Source organism: Pseudomonas canadensis, assembly GCF_000503215.1.
GTDB classification, from domain to species: domain Bacteria; phylum Pseudomonadota; class Gammaproteobacteria; order Pseudomonadales; family Pseudomonadaceae; genus Aquipseudomonas; species Aquipseudomonas canadensis.
On the sequence record NZ_AYTD01000013.1, the window covers coordinates 103220 to 117395 of the forward strand.

Sequence of the window (14176 nt, forward strand, 5' to 3'; positions counted from 1 at the left end):
GGCACGTGAGTGCCGTTTTGCTCCACTCAACGCGTTTACTTGCGCGCCGCCTCCCACTGTTTGAGCAAGTCGCCATAAGCCACGGTCTCGCCTTTCGGCTTCTCGTTGGCCAGTTTCGGTTTCGGCGCGCCCGGCTGGTCGAACCAGTATTGCGCGTCACGCTCTGGGTTCATTTTCGGGCCGCACACCGGTTGCACCTTGGAGCGTTCCAGGCGCGTCATGATCGCGTCCTGCTCCTTGGCCAGGTTGTCCAGCGCCTGCTGCGGGGTTTTCTCGCCGCTGGCGGCCGCCGCGATGTTGCTCCACCACAGTTGTGCCAGGCGTGGATAGTCGGGCACGTTGGTGCCGGTCGGCGACCATTCGGTACGGGCCGGGCTGCGATAGAACTCCACCAGGCCACCCAGTTTCGGCGCCATGTCGGTCATGGCCTGGGAGTTGATGTCGGACTCACGGATCGGCGTCAGGCCGACGATGGTCTTCTTCAGCGAGACGGTTTTCGAGGTCACGAACTGCGCGTAGAGCCAGGCCGCGAGTTTCTGCTTCTCAGGCGTCGACTTGAGGAAGGTCCAGGAACCTACGTCCTGATAGCCCTTCTTCATGCCCTTTTCCCAGTACGGTCCTACCGGCGACGGCGCCATGCGCCACTTCGGCGTGCCGTCGGCATTCACCACCGGCAAACCCGGTTTGACCATGTCGGCGGTAAACGCGGTGTACCAGAAAATCTGCTGGGCGATGTTGCCTTGGGACGGCACCGGGCCGGATTCGGAGAAGGTCATGCCCGCCGCCTCCGGTGGCGCGTAGGCTTTCATCCAGTCCACGTATTTCTGGGTGGCGTACACGGCGGCAGGGCCGTTGGTGTCGCCGCCACGGGTGACGCTGGAGCCGACCGGGTGGCAGTCCTCCACGCGAATGCCCCACTCGTCCACCGGCAAGCCGTTCGGCAGGCCCTTGTCGCCACCACCGGCCATGGAGAACCAGGCATCGGTGAAGCGCCAGCCCAGGGACGGGTCTTTCTTGCCGTAGTCCATGTGCCCGTACACGCGCTTGCCGTCGATTTCCTTGACGTCTTCGCTAAAGAACTTGGCGATGTCTTCATACGCCGACCAGTTCACCGGCACGCCGAGTTCATAACCGTACTTTTCCTTGAACTTGGCTTTCAGGTCCGCGCGCTCAAACCAATCGGCGCGGAACCAGTACAGGTTGGCGAACTGCTGGTCGGGTAGCTGGTAGATCTTGCCGTCCGGCGCGGTGGTAAAGGAGATACCGATAAAGTCCTTGATATCCAGGGTCGGCGAGGTGAAGTCCTTGCCTTCGTTGGCCATCAGGTCGGTGATGGATTCGGTCTTGCCGTAGCGAAAGTGCGTACCGATCAGGTCCGAGTCATTGACCCAGCCGTCATAGATGTTCTTGTCGGACTGCATCTGGGTTTGCAGCTTCTCCACCACGTCGCCTTCCTGCAGCAGGTCGTGGGTCAGCTTGATCCCCGTGATTTCGCTGAAGGCCTTGGCCAGCACCTTGGACTCGTACTCGTGGGTGGTGAGGGTTTCCGACACCACGTTGATCTTCATCCCACGGAACGGTTCCGACGCCTTGATAAACCACTTGAGTTCCTCAAGCTGCTGTTCAGCGGTGAGGGTGGACGGTTTGAATTCGCTGCCGATCCATTTTTTCGCGGCATCTTCGTACGCATCGGCCCAAGCCGAAGCGCTCAAACCGCTGAGGGCCAGTACGGCGGCCAATGAAATGCTATGTCGCAGCTTATTGTTCTTATTCAACATAGAGACCTCCAGGTTGTTTATTCACAAGGGCATCAGCCCCAACGCATCACACTCAACAGCCATACCAGGGAGAGCGCGGACGCCACCCAGATGCTCCAGTCGGTAGCGCCAATGACCAGTAAATGCAGGTAGGCACTGCCGAGAAGACCGATAAACAAACGATCACCACGGGTGGTGCTGATCGGTAACAAACCGCGCCGAGGAATGCTCGGCGAACGCAATTCCCAGGTGGTCATGCCCGCGAGGATCAGGGCTATGGCACCAAAGAACAGCGCGGTGGGGGTGGTCCAGGCCATCCATTCCATCATCGACTCCTCAGACCCGGCCCAGGGCAAAGCCCTTGGCCACGTGGTTGCGAACAAACCAGATCACCAGCATGCCGGGAAGGATAGTCAACACCCCCGCCGCCGCCAGCACGCCCCAATCGATACCCGACGCCGAGACTGTGCGCGTCATTACTGCCGCGATGGGCTTGGCGTTGACCGAGGTCAGGGTGCGCGCCAGCAGCAGTTCGACCCAGGAAAACATGAAGCAGAAAAACGCGGTCACCCCGATGCCGGAGCCAATCAACGGGATGAAGATCTTCACGAAGAACTTGGGAAACGAGTAGCCGTCGATGTAGGCGGTTTCGTCGATTTCCTTGGGCACCCCGGACATGAAGCCTTCGAGGATCCACACCGCCAACGGCACGTTGAACAGGCAGTGGGCCAGGGCTACGGCGATATGGGTGTCAAACAGACCAATCGACGAATACAGCTGGAAGAACGGCAGCAGAAACACCGCCGGCGGCGCCATGCGGTTGGTCAGCAGCCAGAAGAACAGGTGCTTGTCACCCAGGAAACGGTAGCGCGAAAACGCATAGGCCGCCGGCAGCGCCACGCTCAGGGAGATCACCGTGTTCAGGCTTACGTAGTACAGCGAGTTGAGGTAGCCGGTGTACCAGCTCGGGTCGGTAAAGATCACCTTGTAGTTGGCCAAGGTGAAATCCTGCGGAAACAGCGTCAGCCCGCCGAGGATTTCGGTGTTGCTCTTGAAGGACATGTTCAGTAGCCAGTAGATCGGCACCAGCAGGAACAGGATGTAGATCAGCAGCGGAATAAGCTTGCGCTTGCTCATGTTGGCGGCCTCAGCGGTTGGCGTCGGAGTGGGTCATGGCGGTGTAGAACAGCCAGGACACCAACAGGATGATCAGGAAATACACCAGCGAGAAAGCCGCCGCCGGGCCCAGGTCGAATTGGCCTACGGCCATCTGGGTCAGCGTCTGACTCAGGAACGTGGTGGCGTTACCCGGCCCGCCGCCAGTGAGGACGAACGGTTCGGTATAGATCATGAAGCTGTCCATGAAGCGCAGCATCACCGCGATCAGCAGCACGCTTTTCATCTTGGGCAACTGGATATGTCGGAACACCGCCCAAGGCGATGCCCGATCAATCCGCGCAGCCTGGTAGTACACGTCCGGAATCGCGCGTAGCCCGGAGTAGCAGAGCAGCGCCACCAGCGACGTCCAGTGCCATACATCCATTACCAGCACCGTGACCCAGGCGTCCATGGTGTTGGCCGCGTAGTTGTAGCTGATGCCCAAGGCGTTGAGGCTGTAACCCAGCAAACCGATATCGGCGCGACCAAAAATCTGCCAGATCGTACCCACCACGTTCCAAGGGATCAGCAGCGGAATCGCGAGAATGATCAGCACCAGCGACGACCAGCGGCCCTTGGTCGGCATGGTCAGGGCGATGGCGATGCCCAGCGGAATTTCGATCAGCAGCACGCAGGCCGAGTAGATGAACTGGCGCAGCAGCGAGTCGTGCAGACGCGGGTCAAGCAGCACCTGCTTGTACCAGTCGGCGCCGACGAAGTAGCGGCTGGACTGGTCAAAGATGTCCTGCACCGAGTAGTTGACCACGGTCATCATCGGGATCACCGCGCTGAACGCCACCAGCAGGAACACTGGCAACACCAGCCACCAGGCCTTGTTGTTCTGCACCTTGTTCATGGCTGCACCTCCAGCAGGTAATCGTCGGCGTACACCATCAGCCACTGCGCGGGAAAGCTGATGGAGGCCTTGCCTTCGGGCACCGGTTTGTCTTCGGCCAGGCGCACCTTGAGCAACGCGCCATCCAGGTTGAGGGTGATGATTTTGTAGGTGCCAAGGTCTTCCAGGTGTGTGACCTCGGCCTGCAGGGCGTCGGGATTGTGCTCGTCCCACACGTGGATGAATTCCGGGCGGATGCCGACCTGCAGTTTCTGGTAGTCGGTGCTGGCAATGCGTTGCTGCAGCGCTTCGGACAACGGCAGATGGGTGCCGGCAAAGCGCACCCCGCCCGCCTCCGCCTGCACCTCGATCAGATTCATCCCAGGACTGCCGATGAAATAGCCGACAAAAGTGTGGCTAGGCCGTTCGAACAGGTCACGCGGCGTGCCGAATTGCACGATTTGCCCGCCGTACATCACCGCGATTTTGTCGGCGAAGGTCGAGGCCTCCAACTGGTCGTGGGTGACGTAGACCATGGTGATGTTGAACTGCTCGTGGATCTGTTTGAGCTTGCGCCGCAGTTTCCACTTGAGGTGCGGGTCGATCACCGTCAGCGGTTCATCAAAGAGGATCGCCGACACGTCATCACGCACCAGGCCACGGCCCATGGAGACTTTCTGTTTTTCGTCGGCGGTGAGGTTGCGGGCCTTTTTGCTCAGCAGGTTTTGCAGGTCGAGGACTTCGGCAATTTCCTGCACTTTGCTGTGAATTTTCGCCTCGGCCATGCCCTGGTTACGCAGCGGGAACGCCAGGTTGTCGAACACCGTCATGGTGTCGTACACCACCGGGAACTGGAACACCTGGGCGATGTTGCGTTTTTCCGGGGTGAGGTCGTTCACGACTTTGGTGTCGAACAACACCTGGCCTTCGGACGGGCTGAGCAGGCCGGAGATAATATTGAGCAAGGTCGACTTGCCGCAGCCCGACGGCCCAAGCAACGCGTAGGCTCCACCCTGCTCCCACACATGGTTCATTTCCCGGATGGCGTAGTCCTCAGGACCACTTGGCGTAGGGCTGTAGCTGTGCGCCAGGTTCTGCAAATGGATCTCGGCCATCAGGCAACCCTCGCGACACGGCGCCCGGGGGCCTGGACCAAACGGCCCTGACCATCGAACACAAACAGTTTATGGGTGGGGATGTACACACGGATCGGCGCGTCGACGTCGTACTCGTGCACGCCCGGCAGGTGCAGTACCAGCAGGAAATGCTCGCTGCGTACGTGCAGGAAGGTTTCCGAACCGCTGATCTCCGCGACTTCCACGGTGACCGCCAGCTCCAGGTCGTCATCGTTGCTCGGCACCAGGCTGATATGGCTGGGGCGTACGCCGAAACGGAACTCGCCTTCGCCGATGGGACGCAGGTCGACGTTGAGCGGGAAGTGCACGAAATTGGCGAAGCTCACTTCGTTGCCACTGATGCGACCTGGCATCAGGTTGATCGGCGGCTCGGAAAACAGCTCGGCGGCCAGCACCGTCTGCGGCTGGTGATACACCTCGGCGGCCTTGCCGCTCTGGATCACCCGGCCTTCATGCAGGATGGTGGTGGTGCCGCCGAGGGCAAGGGCTTCATTGGGCTCGGTGGTGGCATAGATGGCAATGGTATGGCGCGCGGCGAACAGCTCGCGCATTTCCTGACGCAGCTCTTCGCGCAGTTTGTAGTCCAGGTTTACCAGCGGCTCGTCGAACAGGATCAGCTCGGCGTCCTTGACCAGCGCGCGGGCCATGGCCGTGCGTTGCTGCTGGCCGCCGGAGAGTTCCAACGGGTGGCGCTGGAGGAATTTTTCGATACGCAGCATTTTCGCAGTTTCTAGCACCTTGCCCTGGATCACCTCGTTGGACACACCGGCCTGGCGCAACGGCGAGGCAATGTTCTCGAACACGGTCATGGTCGGGTAGTTGATGAACTGCTGGTACACCATCGACACGTTGCGCAGGCGCACCGGTTTTTGCGTGACATCCACGCCGTTCATCAGGATGCGGCCGCTGTTTGGCTTGTCCAGGCCGGCCATCAGGCGCATCAGGCTGGTCTTGCCGGACAAGGTGCGGCCGAGCAGGACGTTGAAGGAACCGGCTTCGAATCGCAGGGTGGCGTCGTCGATCCAGGTTTGGCCTTCGACAACGCGGGAGACATTTTCCAGGGTCAATGACATGACACGACCTTTTTATTATTGGAATGAATCTGGCGAGGTGTCAGAGCGAGTTTCGTGCCAAAACGGCAAGTGCTTGATGTGCAAGGAAATGGGCTAAACGGGGTGTTCAGGTGTGAACAGAAATGAACATCACAGGCTGAACAACTGAACACTCAGGCCCTTGACAATGAACAGCACTGAACAACACTAGTTAGGCCCCCGCGCCTGCGGGCCCCCATAAAAACAATAAAAAGCAGAAGGTCGCCCATGGCCGAACCACTGGCTCACGACACCCTTATCCAGGAATCCTGGCGCCGTTGCCGCGCCTTCGGCCTGGATCACCAGAGCACGCCCAGCTTCGACCAACTCCCCGCCGAGGGCATCAGTCAATTGCTGGAAAGCCAGCATTCGCTGGTGCAGACCACCCATCAGGAAGTGCTGCCCTACTACGAAAACATCCTCAGCAATTCCAATTGCCTGATCATGTTGGCCGACAACCAGGGCCAGGTGCTGACCAGTTGGGGCACCCAGCGTTTTATCGAGCCCAAGCTGGCGCGTGGCTTCAACCCTGGCGCCAGTTGGATGGAGCGCTCCAGCGGCACCAATGCCATCGGCACCGCGCTGGCGTGTGCCCAGGCGGTGCATATCGAACACGATGAACACTTCCTCAAGGCTAACCGCTTCATGACCGGCTCGGCGGCGCCGATCTTCGATGCCCAGCGCGAAATCATCGCAGTGCTGGATGTGTCCAGCGACAGCTACCTGCCGCCCTCCCACACCCTGGGCATGGTCAAGATGATGAGCCAGACCGTGGAAAACCGGCTGATCCTCAATCTGTTTCGCGGCGAGCACTTCCAACTGACCTTCAACACCGGCCTGAGCAACCTCGACAGTCAATGGGCGGGCTTGTTGATTTTTGATGAGAGCGGCCAGGTGTTGTCGGCCAACCGGCGTGCCGACAACCTGCTGGGTATCAGCTTGTCGCGGGTGATGATCGACAGTTTGTTCAAGGTGTCATTGCTGGAGTTGTTGAACCAGCCGGAAGGGCTGCCCTTCTCCCTGCAAGCCGCGGGACGCAACCGTTTCCAATGTTTGTTGAGACGCCCCAAGCAGGTACCCGTGCAGGCACGCGTGTTCACCGAGCCAACGCCGCCGAAGCCTGCGTCGATCGGTCTCAAGACCCTGCACTTTGGCGATGTGCGCGTGGAAAAAGCCGTGCGTCAGGCCGAACGCTTACTGGAGAAGGACATTCCGCTGCTGATCCACGGCGAGACCGGCGTGGGCAAGGAAGTGTTCGTCAAAGCTCTGCACCAGGCCAGTTCGCGCAGCCAGAAGGCGTTTATCGCGGTGAACTGTGCGGCGATTCCCGCCGAACTGGTGGAATCGGAACTGTTCGGCTACGAAAAAGGCGCCTTTACCGGCGCCAATCAGAAAGGCAGCATCGGCCTGATCCGCAAGGCCGACAAAGGCACGCTGTTTCTCGATGAGATCGGTGATATGCCCCTGCCGACCCAGGCCCGTTTGCTGCGGGTGTTGCAGGAACGCTGTGTGCAGCCGGTGGGCAGCAGCGAATTGTTCCCGGTGGACTTGCGCATCATCTCGGCCACTAACCGCGCGTTGCGTGAGCTGGTACAGGCCGGACGTTTCCGTGAAGACTTGTACTACCGCATCGGCGGCCTGACCCTGGAACTGCCGCCGTTGCGCGAACGGACCGACAAGCAGGCGCTGTTCCAGCAACTGTGGCAGCAGCACCGCGAGCCGACTCAATGGGCGGGCCTCAGCGCCGAAGTGCTGGCGCTATTCGAGCAGCATCCGTGGCCGGGGAATCTGCGTCAGGTGAGCAGCGTGTTGCAGGTGGCGCTGGCCATGGCCGAAGAACAACCGATCCGCGCAGAGCATCTGCCGGATGATTTCTTTGTCGACTTGAAGGTGGAGCCGCCGCTGCCCGCCAGTGAATACCTGGATGACAGCATTGACCTGAACCAGCGCTTGAAGGCGGCCGGCGGCAACATCTCCCACCTGGCGCGGGAGCTGGGGGTGAGCCGCAATACCCTGTACAAACGTCTGCGCCAGCACGAACGCTAGCGCGGCTTGACCACCACCAGCAGGTCGGTGAAGTACTCCACCTGGATCGGCAAGTTGTCAGCCAGTGACGAGAGCGCCGCCGCCGTGTCGTCCAGCTTGAACACGCCGGACACCCGCAGGTTCTGCAAGGCCTGGGGATCGAAGCGCAGCATGCCGTGGCGGTAGCTGGCGAGGGTTTGCAGCACCTCGCTCAAGGGTTGGTCATTGACCTTGAGCAGGCCACGGGTCCAGGCGTCCGGGTCGCTGTTGCCGATGGCTTGCGGCGGTTGGGCACGGCCATGGTCGAGGACCGTACGCTGGCCGGCCGTGACCTTGACCCCGTCGCGGGTGTCGCCTTTGACCGCGACGGTGGACTCGATCACCGTGACCACCGTGGCGCCATCCGCCGCACGCTTGACCAGATAACGCGTGCCCAATGCCGTGGCCGTCCCTTGGTCGGTACGCACCACGAACGGCCTTTGCGCATCCTTGGCCACCTCCACCCAGAGCTCGCCCTGCAGCAGTTCGATGACCCGTTGATGGCCGTCGAACTTCACGTCCACCGCGGAATTGCTGTTGAGCTGCAACTGGCTGCCGTCTTCAAGGGCGATCTGCCGGCGCTCGCCAACGCCGGTGCGCTGGTCGGCCATCCAGACCGGCAGGTGTTGCAGGCCCAACCAGCCGCACAAGACTACGCCAAGCAAGCCCACCACCTGCGCACCCCGCGGGCGTCGTGGAGTGAATGCGCGGTTCAGGGCAATGCGTGCGGGTTTGGCCGGCAGCGTATCGAGGCTGCCCCATAACGCGCCCATGCGTTCGATGGCCACGGCATGACGCGGGTCGGCCGACCGCCAGGTGTTGAACGCCTGGCGGTCGGCTTCGGTGACGCCTTCGTCGTGCAGGCGGGTAAGCCACTGCGCCGCTTGCTGGATGATCTGTTCGGAACTCATGCCAGCGGGTCTGCCGGGTGCAGGCTGTGGTAGCAGTGCACCAGGGCACTGGAGATGTAGTTTTTGACCGTGCTGGGTGACACGTCCAGACGTGTGGCGATTTCGCTGTAGGTCAGCCCATCGAGACGACTCAAGAGGAACGCTTCGCGGGCCTTGGCCGGCAATCCGGCAAGCATCTCAGCAATGCGTTCCAGGGCTTGCAGCGCCACATGAATAGCGGCCGGGTCGGGCATGCCTGCGTCTTCGCTCTGGATCACCAGGGCTTCCATGTAGGCTTTTTCGATGCGACGACGACGGGCGCCATCGATCAGCAACCGCCCTGCCGTGGTGGCGAGGAATGCACGCGGCTCTTTGATCTGTTGGGGTTCGGCCAGCATCAAGACGCGAATGAAGGCGTCATGGGCAAGGTCGGCAGCATGTTGGGAACACCCGAGCTTCTTGCGCAGCCAGCCATGCAACCAACCGTGGTGCTCGCTGTACATCGCCGTAAGGGTCTGCTGCCGGACGGAGTCGCCCAGCGCGGCCGGAATGTCATGCATGCGCAAAAAGATCTCAAATGGGAATAGTTGCCAATTGCGCAAACAATGCCAGTAAAACGGTGTAGGAGCAAGTGCCGCTCCTATGTCGGATGTTGCCCACTGTGGGAGCCCGGCTTACCGGCGATGGCGCCCTTAAGATCGCTATCGCCGGCAGGCCGGGCTCATACAGAGGAACGGGGTGTTTTAAAAACTACGTTCCTTTAGCGCCAGCTCCATGACACGCCGGTGTAGAGGCCACGGCCGTCCGCTGGCGTGGAGCGCGCCATGTCTACGCCCTTGTCGTCATACCCCGGCGTGACGGTATTGGCGTAGCGCCGGTTGGTCAGGTTGCGCAGGTCGACCCAAGCTTGCCAATCCTGCTTGGGTGCTTCGTAACCGAAGGTAGCGCCGAGAATGGTGTAGGACGCGGCGTAGTAGGAATTGGCGTAGTCCACCGCCACTCTTGATGAATGCTCGGTGTTGAGGCTGGTGTAGAAACCGGTCGGATGGCTGTAGCGCACTTGCGCCTGATAGTAATGCTTAGGGATGCCCGGCAAGGTGTTGTCGCCGAAACGGTCGTCGTCGCGGTAGTGGAAGTCACTGAAGGTGTAAGCCTGGCGCAGGGTGAGTTGGCCGTTGCGGCCGCCTTCCCATAACGGGCTGAGCAGGCTGAGTTCCACGCCCTGGTGAATTGTCGGGCTGGCATTGTTTTCAGCGACGATGGCGTTGCTGGTCGACGTCTGGGCCTGGGTTTCCACGGTGAGCAACTCATGGCGTACTTCGGAGCGGTACAGCGCCAGGTCCCACTGGCCGAGCCACGTTTCACCACGGCCGCCGATTTCCAAAGTGGTGGCGGTCTGGTTTTTCAGGCTCACGCCTTCGCGCTGCAGGCCGGTGGCCGGGCCGCTGTTTTTAGGAAAGTATTTGTTCGAACCCCAGATCATCGACCACGCATGCGGCGGCTCGACCGAACGGCTCAGGTTGCCATACACCTGCAGTTGCGGGGTGAAGTCATACCGCAGGCCGATGCGCGGGGCGTAGTCCCAGTCATGCTGGCTGAGCGGCGCCTGGCCTTCTGGGTAGGTGACTTGGGTCTCGCGACGCGTGTAGATCGCCGCCAGGCCGGTGGTCAGCCACAGGTCGGGGACCAGTTCGAGGTCGTTACCGACATGCACCACGGTGTCGGAACCCAGGTAGCTGTAGTCACGGGTCTTGGTGCCGGGCGCGTAGCCGGCAGTATTGCCGGCCGGCGTGCGCACGTATTCCGAAGCACCGTTATTGGGCATCGCCTGGGTGGTGCGCAGGCCAACGGTGGTTTTGCTGTCGTGGCCGAACAGCGTGTCCTGGCGGATGTAATTGAGGGTGCTGCTGATATCGGTGTAAGCGACTTTCAGGCGGTTGGTGCCTTCGCGCAGGTCCATCGGGTAGTCGTGGTACGCCAGGCCGACTTCGACCCGGGCATTGTCATCCAACTGCAAGGTGGTTTTGTTGGCGATCCAGGTAGACCCTGGTTGCAGGCGCTTGGAATCGCGGGCGGCGTTGAGGCTGTTGGCCGCGCGTGGGTCATGGCTGATCTGGCTGCGCGTGAGTTTGCCGGGGGTGTCGTTGGTGGTTTCGCGGTAGCGGAAATAGAAGCGGGTTTCCAGGTCCGGGTTGAAACGGTAGCCGAAGTTGCCGGCCACGCCCTTGCCGGTGCCGGCGCTCTGGCGCTGGTAGCCGTCGGACTCGGAGTCGGTGAGGCTGATGTAGTAGTCAGCGTCCCCCAGCACCTGGCCCGAGCTGATCTCGCGCTGGGTGTAGCCTTTGCTGCCCGCTTCATAGCGCAGTTGCAGCTTGGGTGCGTCGTAGCCGGTGCGCGTCACGTAGTTGACGGCGCCGCCGAGGGCCAAGGCACCCTGGTCAAAACCGTTGGCACCCCGCAGCACCTCGACGCGGCTTTGCCACAACGGGTCTTTCAGCTCATAAGGTGTGCCGCCGGGACCGGTCAGCGGCAGGCCATCGAACATTTCGTATAGACCGGAGGCATGGGAACCGGGGCTGCGGTTCAGGCCCGAACCGCGAATCGAGAGTTTCACCCCTTCGTTGTTCGCCGCCTTGGCGTATACCCCGGGCTGGTACTTGAACACGTCTTCGTTGGTGCTCACCCGCCCCTGCTGCACACTATTCATGTCGATGTAGTTGGTGCCGCCGGGCACGCTCTTGAGCTGCGCCTCAGCCACTTCACCCGCACTGGCTTCGCTGCCGGTAACTTCGACCGGGGCCAATTGCAGGTCTTCGGCGTGCACCAGCGAGCTTAACGTCAGGGCGGCAAACAGCAACGGAGGGTGGCGCAACAGCATCAGGCAGGTCCTTGGAATTCGGGGGGCACGTGGTGGGAAGGCTGGGACGCTCGCCAGGTCACTCCTTATTAACGGACCAGAGCCTTCCTACAACAGCGCCGGACCGGAATCCTTTGCTAAGTCCGAAATCGAATTACCACATGCAAACTCAGTATTTAAAGAAATAACCGCCACGCATTACTGTGGAGTCACTGAGTCAACCACGTACCCAGAGATCGCCCCCATGCACGTATCCGCCACCGTCATCGACTTCACACTCCACCGTAAACGCCGCCAAGCGCGTGCAGCGGCCGAGTTGATGTGGGCGATGTACGCAGCGCGTGCCGGGCTGGCGGTATTTACCGCTCAAGCCGCCACGTCCAGCGATACCCGCCGGGCGTAAGGCCGATGAATTTCCTGCACGTGATTCCAGAACCACCTGAACCGCTGCCCAAGTCCGGCACTGACGACGATGTAATCAGCCAGTGCGTCGCCCACAACCTGCAACGCCTGCGCAGTAAGCGCCATTTGTCCCTGGACGGGTTGGCGCGCGCCTGTGGCGTGAGCCGAGCGATGCTGGCGCAGATCGAATCCGGGCGCAGCGTGCCGTCGATCAAGGTTCTGTGCAAGATTGCCAAGGGTCTGAAGGTATCTGTGGCAGCGTTTCTGGAGGACCGCGCGTTTGAGGGGGTGGAGGTGCTGCCGGCGCAACAGAGCAAGCGCCTTGTCAGTGCCGATGGTGCGTTTATCAGCCGAGCGTTGTTCCCCTACGATACGGCGCGCCAGTCAGAGTTTTACGAGATCCGCCTGCGGGCGCTGGGCGAGGAGATTTCCAAAGGCCACGGGCCCGGTATCCAGGAAAACCTGGTGGTGGCCCAAGGGGTGTTGGAAGTCAGCGTCAACGATGAGCGCTACCTCCTTTCAACTGGCGACTCGATCTTGTTCTACGCCGATCAGCCCCACCGCTACCGCAACCCGGCAGACAGCGAGGCAGTGGCCTTCCTGGTGATCACTTACCCCGAGCGCCTGGATTGACCTGGATTAAAATGCAAAACGCCCCGAATAATCGGGGCGTTTTTTATTGCGCCGGACCTATCAGCAGGTGCAGCACATCATCGGCATGCCGTTGCAGCTCATCATCATCGGCATAGCGCAGTCGTTCATCATTTTGTTCATCAGCATGCAGCAGTTTTTCATCATGTCCATGCTCATGCCCGGCATTGGCATCATTTTGCACATCATGCTGTCACCCATCAGCGTGCATTCCATCACGCACTTCATCATCGGCATTGGCATGCCCATCATCGGCATCATGTTCATGCCCGTCATCATGGCCATGGCATCGGCCGACATGCACATCATCGACATATTGGCGCACTGCATCATCATCGGCATGCCGCAGTTCATCATCATCGCCATCATTTCGGCGTTGGTCTTGAACTGAGCCATGTCCATGCCCGCGGCCGGCTTCATGGTGCACATCATGGCGTCCGCGGCCATTTCGCATTTCATGGTGGCCATCATCATCGGCATGCCCATCATCGGCATCATTGGCATGGCGGTGTTCATTGGCATCTGCATGGCATTCATCATCTTCGAAACTCCGTAATCGACAAGAAATGAGTAAGTTCTGGCGTCGATTCTAAAGCCGGAGAACGGCGGCGCAAGACGACGGCAGAGCAGCAGGAATGGGTGTTCGGAGGGAAGCTTAGTTGAATAGAACAGCTGTAATGGTTGTAAAAGCGACGATTTCGGCACTCTTGCAGTGTCAATAACTGCTGTATTTCGCCATTTGACGCTATGGATATTCGATGGAGGAATAGAGACCAATCTTAAGGAAATAAACGTTCTAACGGATGGGGAGACGCAACCATTCGACACTTCATGACCTGGGAAGCTAAAACCCCAGCCTCCCGACCACGTCATCTAAATCCAGCGTTTAGTTCGAAATACTGTGAAAGCCAAACTGCAGCCCAGTATGTTCACCTGTAGCTGGTTCGTAGACGCTGCCGCCCCACACACAAAACCGTTAGCTATCGAAGACTTTCAGCACCCGCATCAATTCTTCCGCTTCTGATCCAGGAACAAACCGGAAGCCATACATCTCATCAGTGCTGAGAATTTCGCCCAATACCTCCAGCAATTGCGCCTCAGTCGGTGAATCACGCAGTAACTTGTGCGCGGGCAGGAGCAAATCGGACGAAACGCCTTGAACGCTCGCCGCGTCGATCACTGCAAACAGGATAAAACGCAAGCGTATTTCTCTTTCAGTAGGCCAAACCGTTTTTCGCTTTCCCATGGTAAAGGCCTCAGATTTCAGAAAAATCCGAGGCTATTGATGAGCGCGAAGTGTTTCAAGCATGGGGCGGCAAGATAGGCAAAGTCCTA

General features: G+C 60.1%; 14 protein-coding genes. 3 read left to right on the forward strand and 11 right to left on the reverse strand.

All coding sequences use genetic code 11. The features are described from left to right. Nucleotides 1–35: 35 nt before the first annotated feature. Genes U367_RS0109130 through U367_RS0109155 form a run of 6 tightly spaced genes read right to left on the reverse strand, consistent with a single transcriptional unit; the run spans nt 36 to nt 5959 of the window. Nucleotides 36–1778, reverse strand: coding sequence for an ABC transporter substrate-binding protein (locus U367_RS0109130; RefSeq protein WP_028616679.1), 1743 nt, complete (start codon nt 1776–1778; stop codon nt 36–38). Nucleotides 1779–1810: 32 nt separating this feature from the next. Then, nucleotides 1811–2083 carry a DUF2160 domain-containing protein gene (locus U367_RS0109135; protein WP_016977309.1) on the reverse strand — a complete coding sequence of 91 codons (273 nt, stop codon included), beginning with the start codon at nt 2081–2083 and terminating at the stop codon, nt 1811–1813. 10 nt (nt 2084–2093) lie between these two features. Continuing rightward, a complete protein-coding gene (locus tag U367_RS0109140) occupies nt 2094–2894 on the reverse strand; it encodes a carbohydrate ABC transporter permease (protein WP_003232361.1) in 801 nt (266 codons plus the stop codon). A gap of 10 nt (nt 2895–2904) precedes the next feature. After that, nucleotides 2905–3771, reverse strand: coding sequence for a carbohydrate ABC transporter permease (locus tag U367_RS0109145; protein WP_010209674.1), 867 nt, complete (start codon nt 3769–3771; stop codon nt 2905–2907). Next, complete coding sequence (locus tag U367_RS0109150; RefSeq protein ID WP_028616680.1) at nt 3768–4865, reverse strand: ABC transporter ATP-binding protein; 1098 nt, start codon at nt 4863–4865, stop codon at nt 3768–3770. Before U367_RS0109150 ends, U367_RS0109145 begins: the two co-directional genes overlap by 4 nt. Then, a complete protein-coding gene (locus U367_RS0109155; protein WP_028616681.1) occupies nt 4865–5959 on the reverse strand; it encodes an ABC transporter ATP-binding protein in 1095 nt (364 codons plus the stop codon). Before U367_RS0109155 ends, U367_RS0109150 begins: the two co-directional genes overlap by 1 nt. 246 nt (nt 5960–6205) lie before the next feature. Here U367_RS0109155 and U367_RS0109160 point away from each other — a divergent pair, with 246 nt between their 5' ends. Further along, nucleotides 6206–8023 carry a sigma-54-dependent Fis family transcriptional regulator gene (locus U367_RS0109160; RefSeq protein WP_028616682.1) on the forward strand — a complete coding sequence of 606 codons (1818 nt, stop codon included), beginning with the start codon at nt 6206–6208 and terminating at the stop codon, nt 8021–8023. On the opposite strand, the gene U367_RS0109165 is transcribed toward U367_RS0109160, so the two are convergent. The 3 genes from U367_RS0109165 to U367_RS0109175 form a co-directional block, all read right to left on the reverse strand. Continuing rightward, nucleotides 8020–8952 (reverse strand): FecR family protein, encoded by a 933-nt coding sequence (locus U367_RS0109165; protein ID WP_028616683.1) that lies wholly within the window; start codon nt 8950–8952, stop codon nt 8020–8022. The genes U367_RS0109160 and U367_RS0109165 overlap by 4 nt on opposite strands. Beyond that, nucleotides 8949–9491, reverse strand: a complete 543-nt coding sequence (locus tag U367_RS0109170; RefSeq protein ID WP_028616684.1) for a sigma-70 family RNA polymerase sigma factor — start codon at nt 9489–9491, stop codon at nt 8949–8951. The genes U367_RS0109165 and U367_RS0109170 overlap by 4 nt, the downstream gene beginning before the upstream one ends. 200 nt (nt 9492–9691) lie before the next feature. Next, nucleotides 9692–11809: a TonB-dependent receptor family protein gene (locus U367_RS0109175; protein ID WP_028616685.1), complete on the reverse strand. Its 2118-nt coding sequence runs from the start codon at nt 11807–11809 to the stop codon at nt 9692–9694. A gap of 223 nt (nt 11810–12032) precedes the next feature. Between U367_RS0109175 and U367_RS1000000132050 the strand changes: the two genes are divergently transcribed. Both U367_RS1000000132050 and U367_RS0109185 read left to right on the forward strand, forming a co-directional pair. Continuing rightward, nucleotides 12033–12191, forward strand: coding sequence for a hypothetical protein (locus tag U367_RS1000000132050; protein WP_162834924.1), 159 nt, complete (start codon nt 12033–12035; stop codon nt 12189–12191). A gap of 5 nt (nt 12192–12196) precedes the next feature. Next, the gene (locus U367_RS0109185; protein WP_028616686.1) at nt 12197–12823 is read left to right on the forward strand and encodes a helix-turn-helix domain-containing protein; all 627 of its coding nucleotides are present in this window, start codon (nt 12197–12199) and stop codon (nt 12821–12823) included. Between the two features lie 60 nt (nt 12824–12883). Here U367_RS0109185 and U367_RS1000000132325 read toward each other — a convergent pair whose 3' ends face one another. Both U367_RS1000000132325 and U367_RS0109195 read right to left on the reverse strand, forming a co-directional pair. Continuing rightward, nucleotides 12884–13381 (reverse strand): hypothetical protein, encoded by a 498-nt coding sequence (locus U367_RS1000000132325; RefSeq protein ID WP_073860010.1) that lies wholly within the window; start codon nt 13379–13381, stop codon nt 12884–12886. 436 nt (nt 13382–13817) lie between these two features. Beyond that, the gene (locus U367_RS0109195; protein ID WP_028616687.1) at nt 13818–14087 is read right to left on the reverse strand and encodes a hypothetical protein; all 270 of its coding nucleotides are present in this window, start codon (nt 14085–14087) and stop codon (nt 13818–13820) included. Between the last annotated feature and the right edge of the window lie 89 nt (nt 14088–14176).

What these genes read in the sequence shown, in the direction of transcription:
- U367_RS0109150 (WP_028616680.1), bottom strand. Translation starts at nt 4,865, where the DNA reads ATGGCCGAGATCCATTTGCAGAACCTGGCGCACAGCTACAGCCCTACG.
- U367_RS0109170 (WP_028616684.1), bottom strand. Translation starts at nt 9,491, where the DNA reads ATGCATGACATTCCGGCCGCGCTGGGCGACTCCGTCCGGCAGCAGACC.
- U367_RS0109135 (WP_016977309.1), bottom strand. Translation starts at nt 2,083, where the DNA reads ATGGAATGGATGGCCTGGACCACCCCCACCGCGCTGTTCTTTGGTGCC.
- U367_RS0109145 (WP_010209674.1), bottom strand. Translation starts at nt 3,771, where the DNA reads ATGAACAAGGTGCAGAACAACAAGGCCTGGTGGCTGGTGTTGCCAGTG.
- U367_RS0109160 (WP_028616682.1), top strand. Translation starts at nt 6,206, where the DNA reads ATGGCCGAACCACTGGCTCACGACACCCTTATCCAGGAATCCTGGCGC.
- U367_RS0109165 (WP_028616683.1), bottom strand. Translation starts at nt 8,952, where the DNA reads ATGAGTTCCGAACAGATCATCCAGCAAGCGGCGCAGTGGCTTACCCGC.
- U367_RS0109175 (WP_028616685.1), bottom strand. Translation starts at nt 11,809, where the DNA reads ATGCTGTTGCGCCACCCTCCGTTGCTGTTTGCCGCCCTGACGTTAAGC.
- U367_RS0109155 (WP_028616681.1), bottom strand. Translation starts at nt 5,959, where the DNA reads ATGTCATTGACCCTGGAAAATGTCTCCCGCGTTGTCGAAGGCCAAACC.
- U367_RS0109195 (WP_028616687.1), bottom strand. Translation starts at nt 14,087, where the DNA reads ATGGGAAAGCGAAAAACGGTTTGGCCTACTGAAAGAGAAATACGCTTG.
- U367_RS0109140 (WP_003232361.1), bottom strand. Translation starts at nt 2,894, where the DNA reads ATGAGCAAGCGCAAGCTTATTCCGCTGCTGATCTACATCCTGTTCCTG.
- U367_RS0109130 (WP_028616679.1), bottom strand. Translation starts at nt 1,778, where the DNA reads ATGTTGAATAAGAACAATAAGCTGCGACATAGCATTTCATTGGCCGCC.
- U367_RS1000000132050 (WP_162834924.1), top strand. Translation starts at nt 12,033, where the DNA reads ATGCACGTATCCGCCACCGTCATCGACTTCACACTCCACCGTAAACGC.
- U367_RS0109185 (WP_028616686.1), top strand. Translation starts at nt 12,197, where the DNA reads ATGAATTTCCTGCACGTGATTCCAGAACCACCTGAACCGCTGCCCAAG.
- U367_RS1000000132325 (WP_073860010.1), bottom strand. Translation starts at nt 13,381, where the DNA reads ATGATGAATGCCATGCAGATGCCAATGAACACCGCCATGCCAATGATG.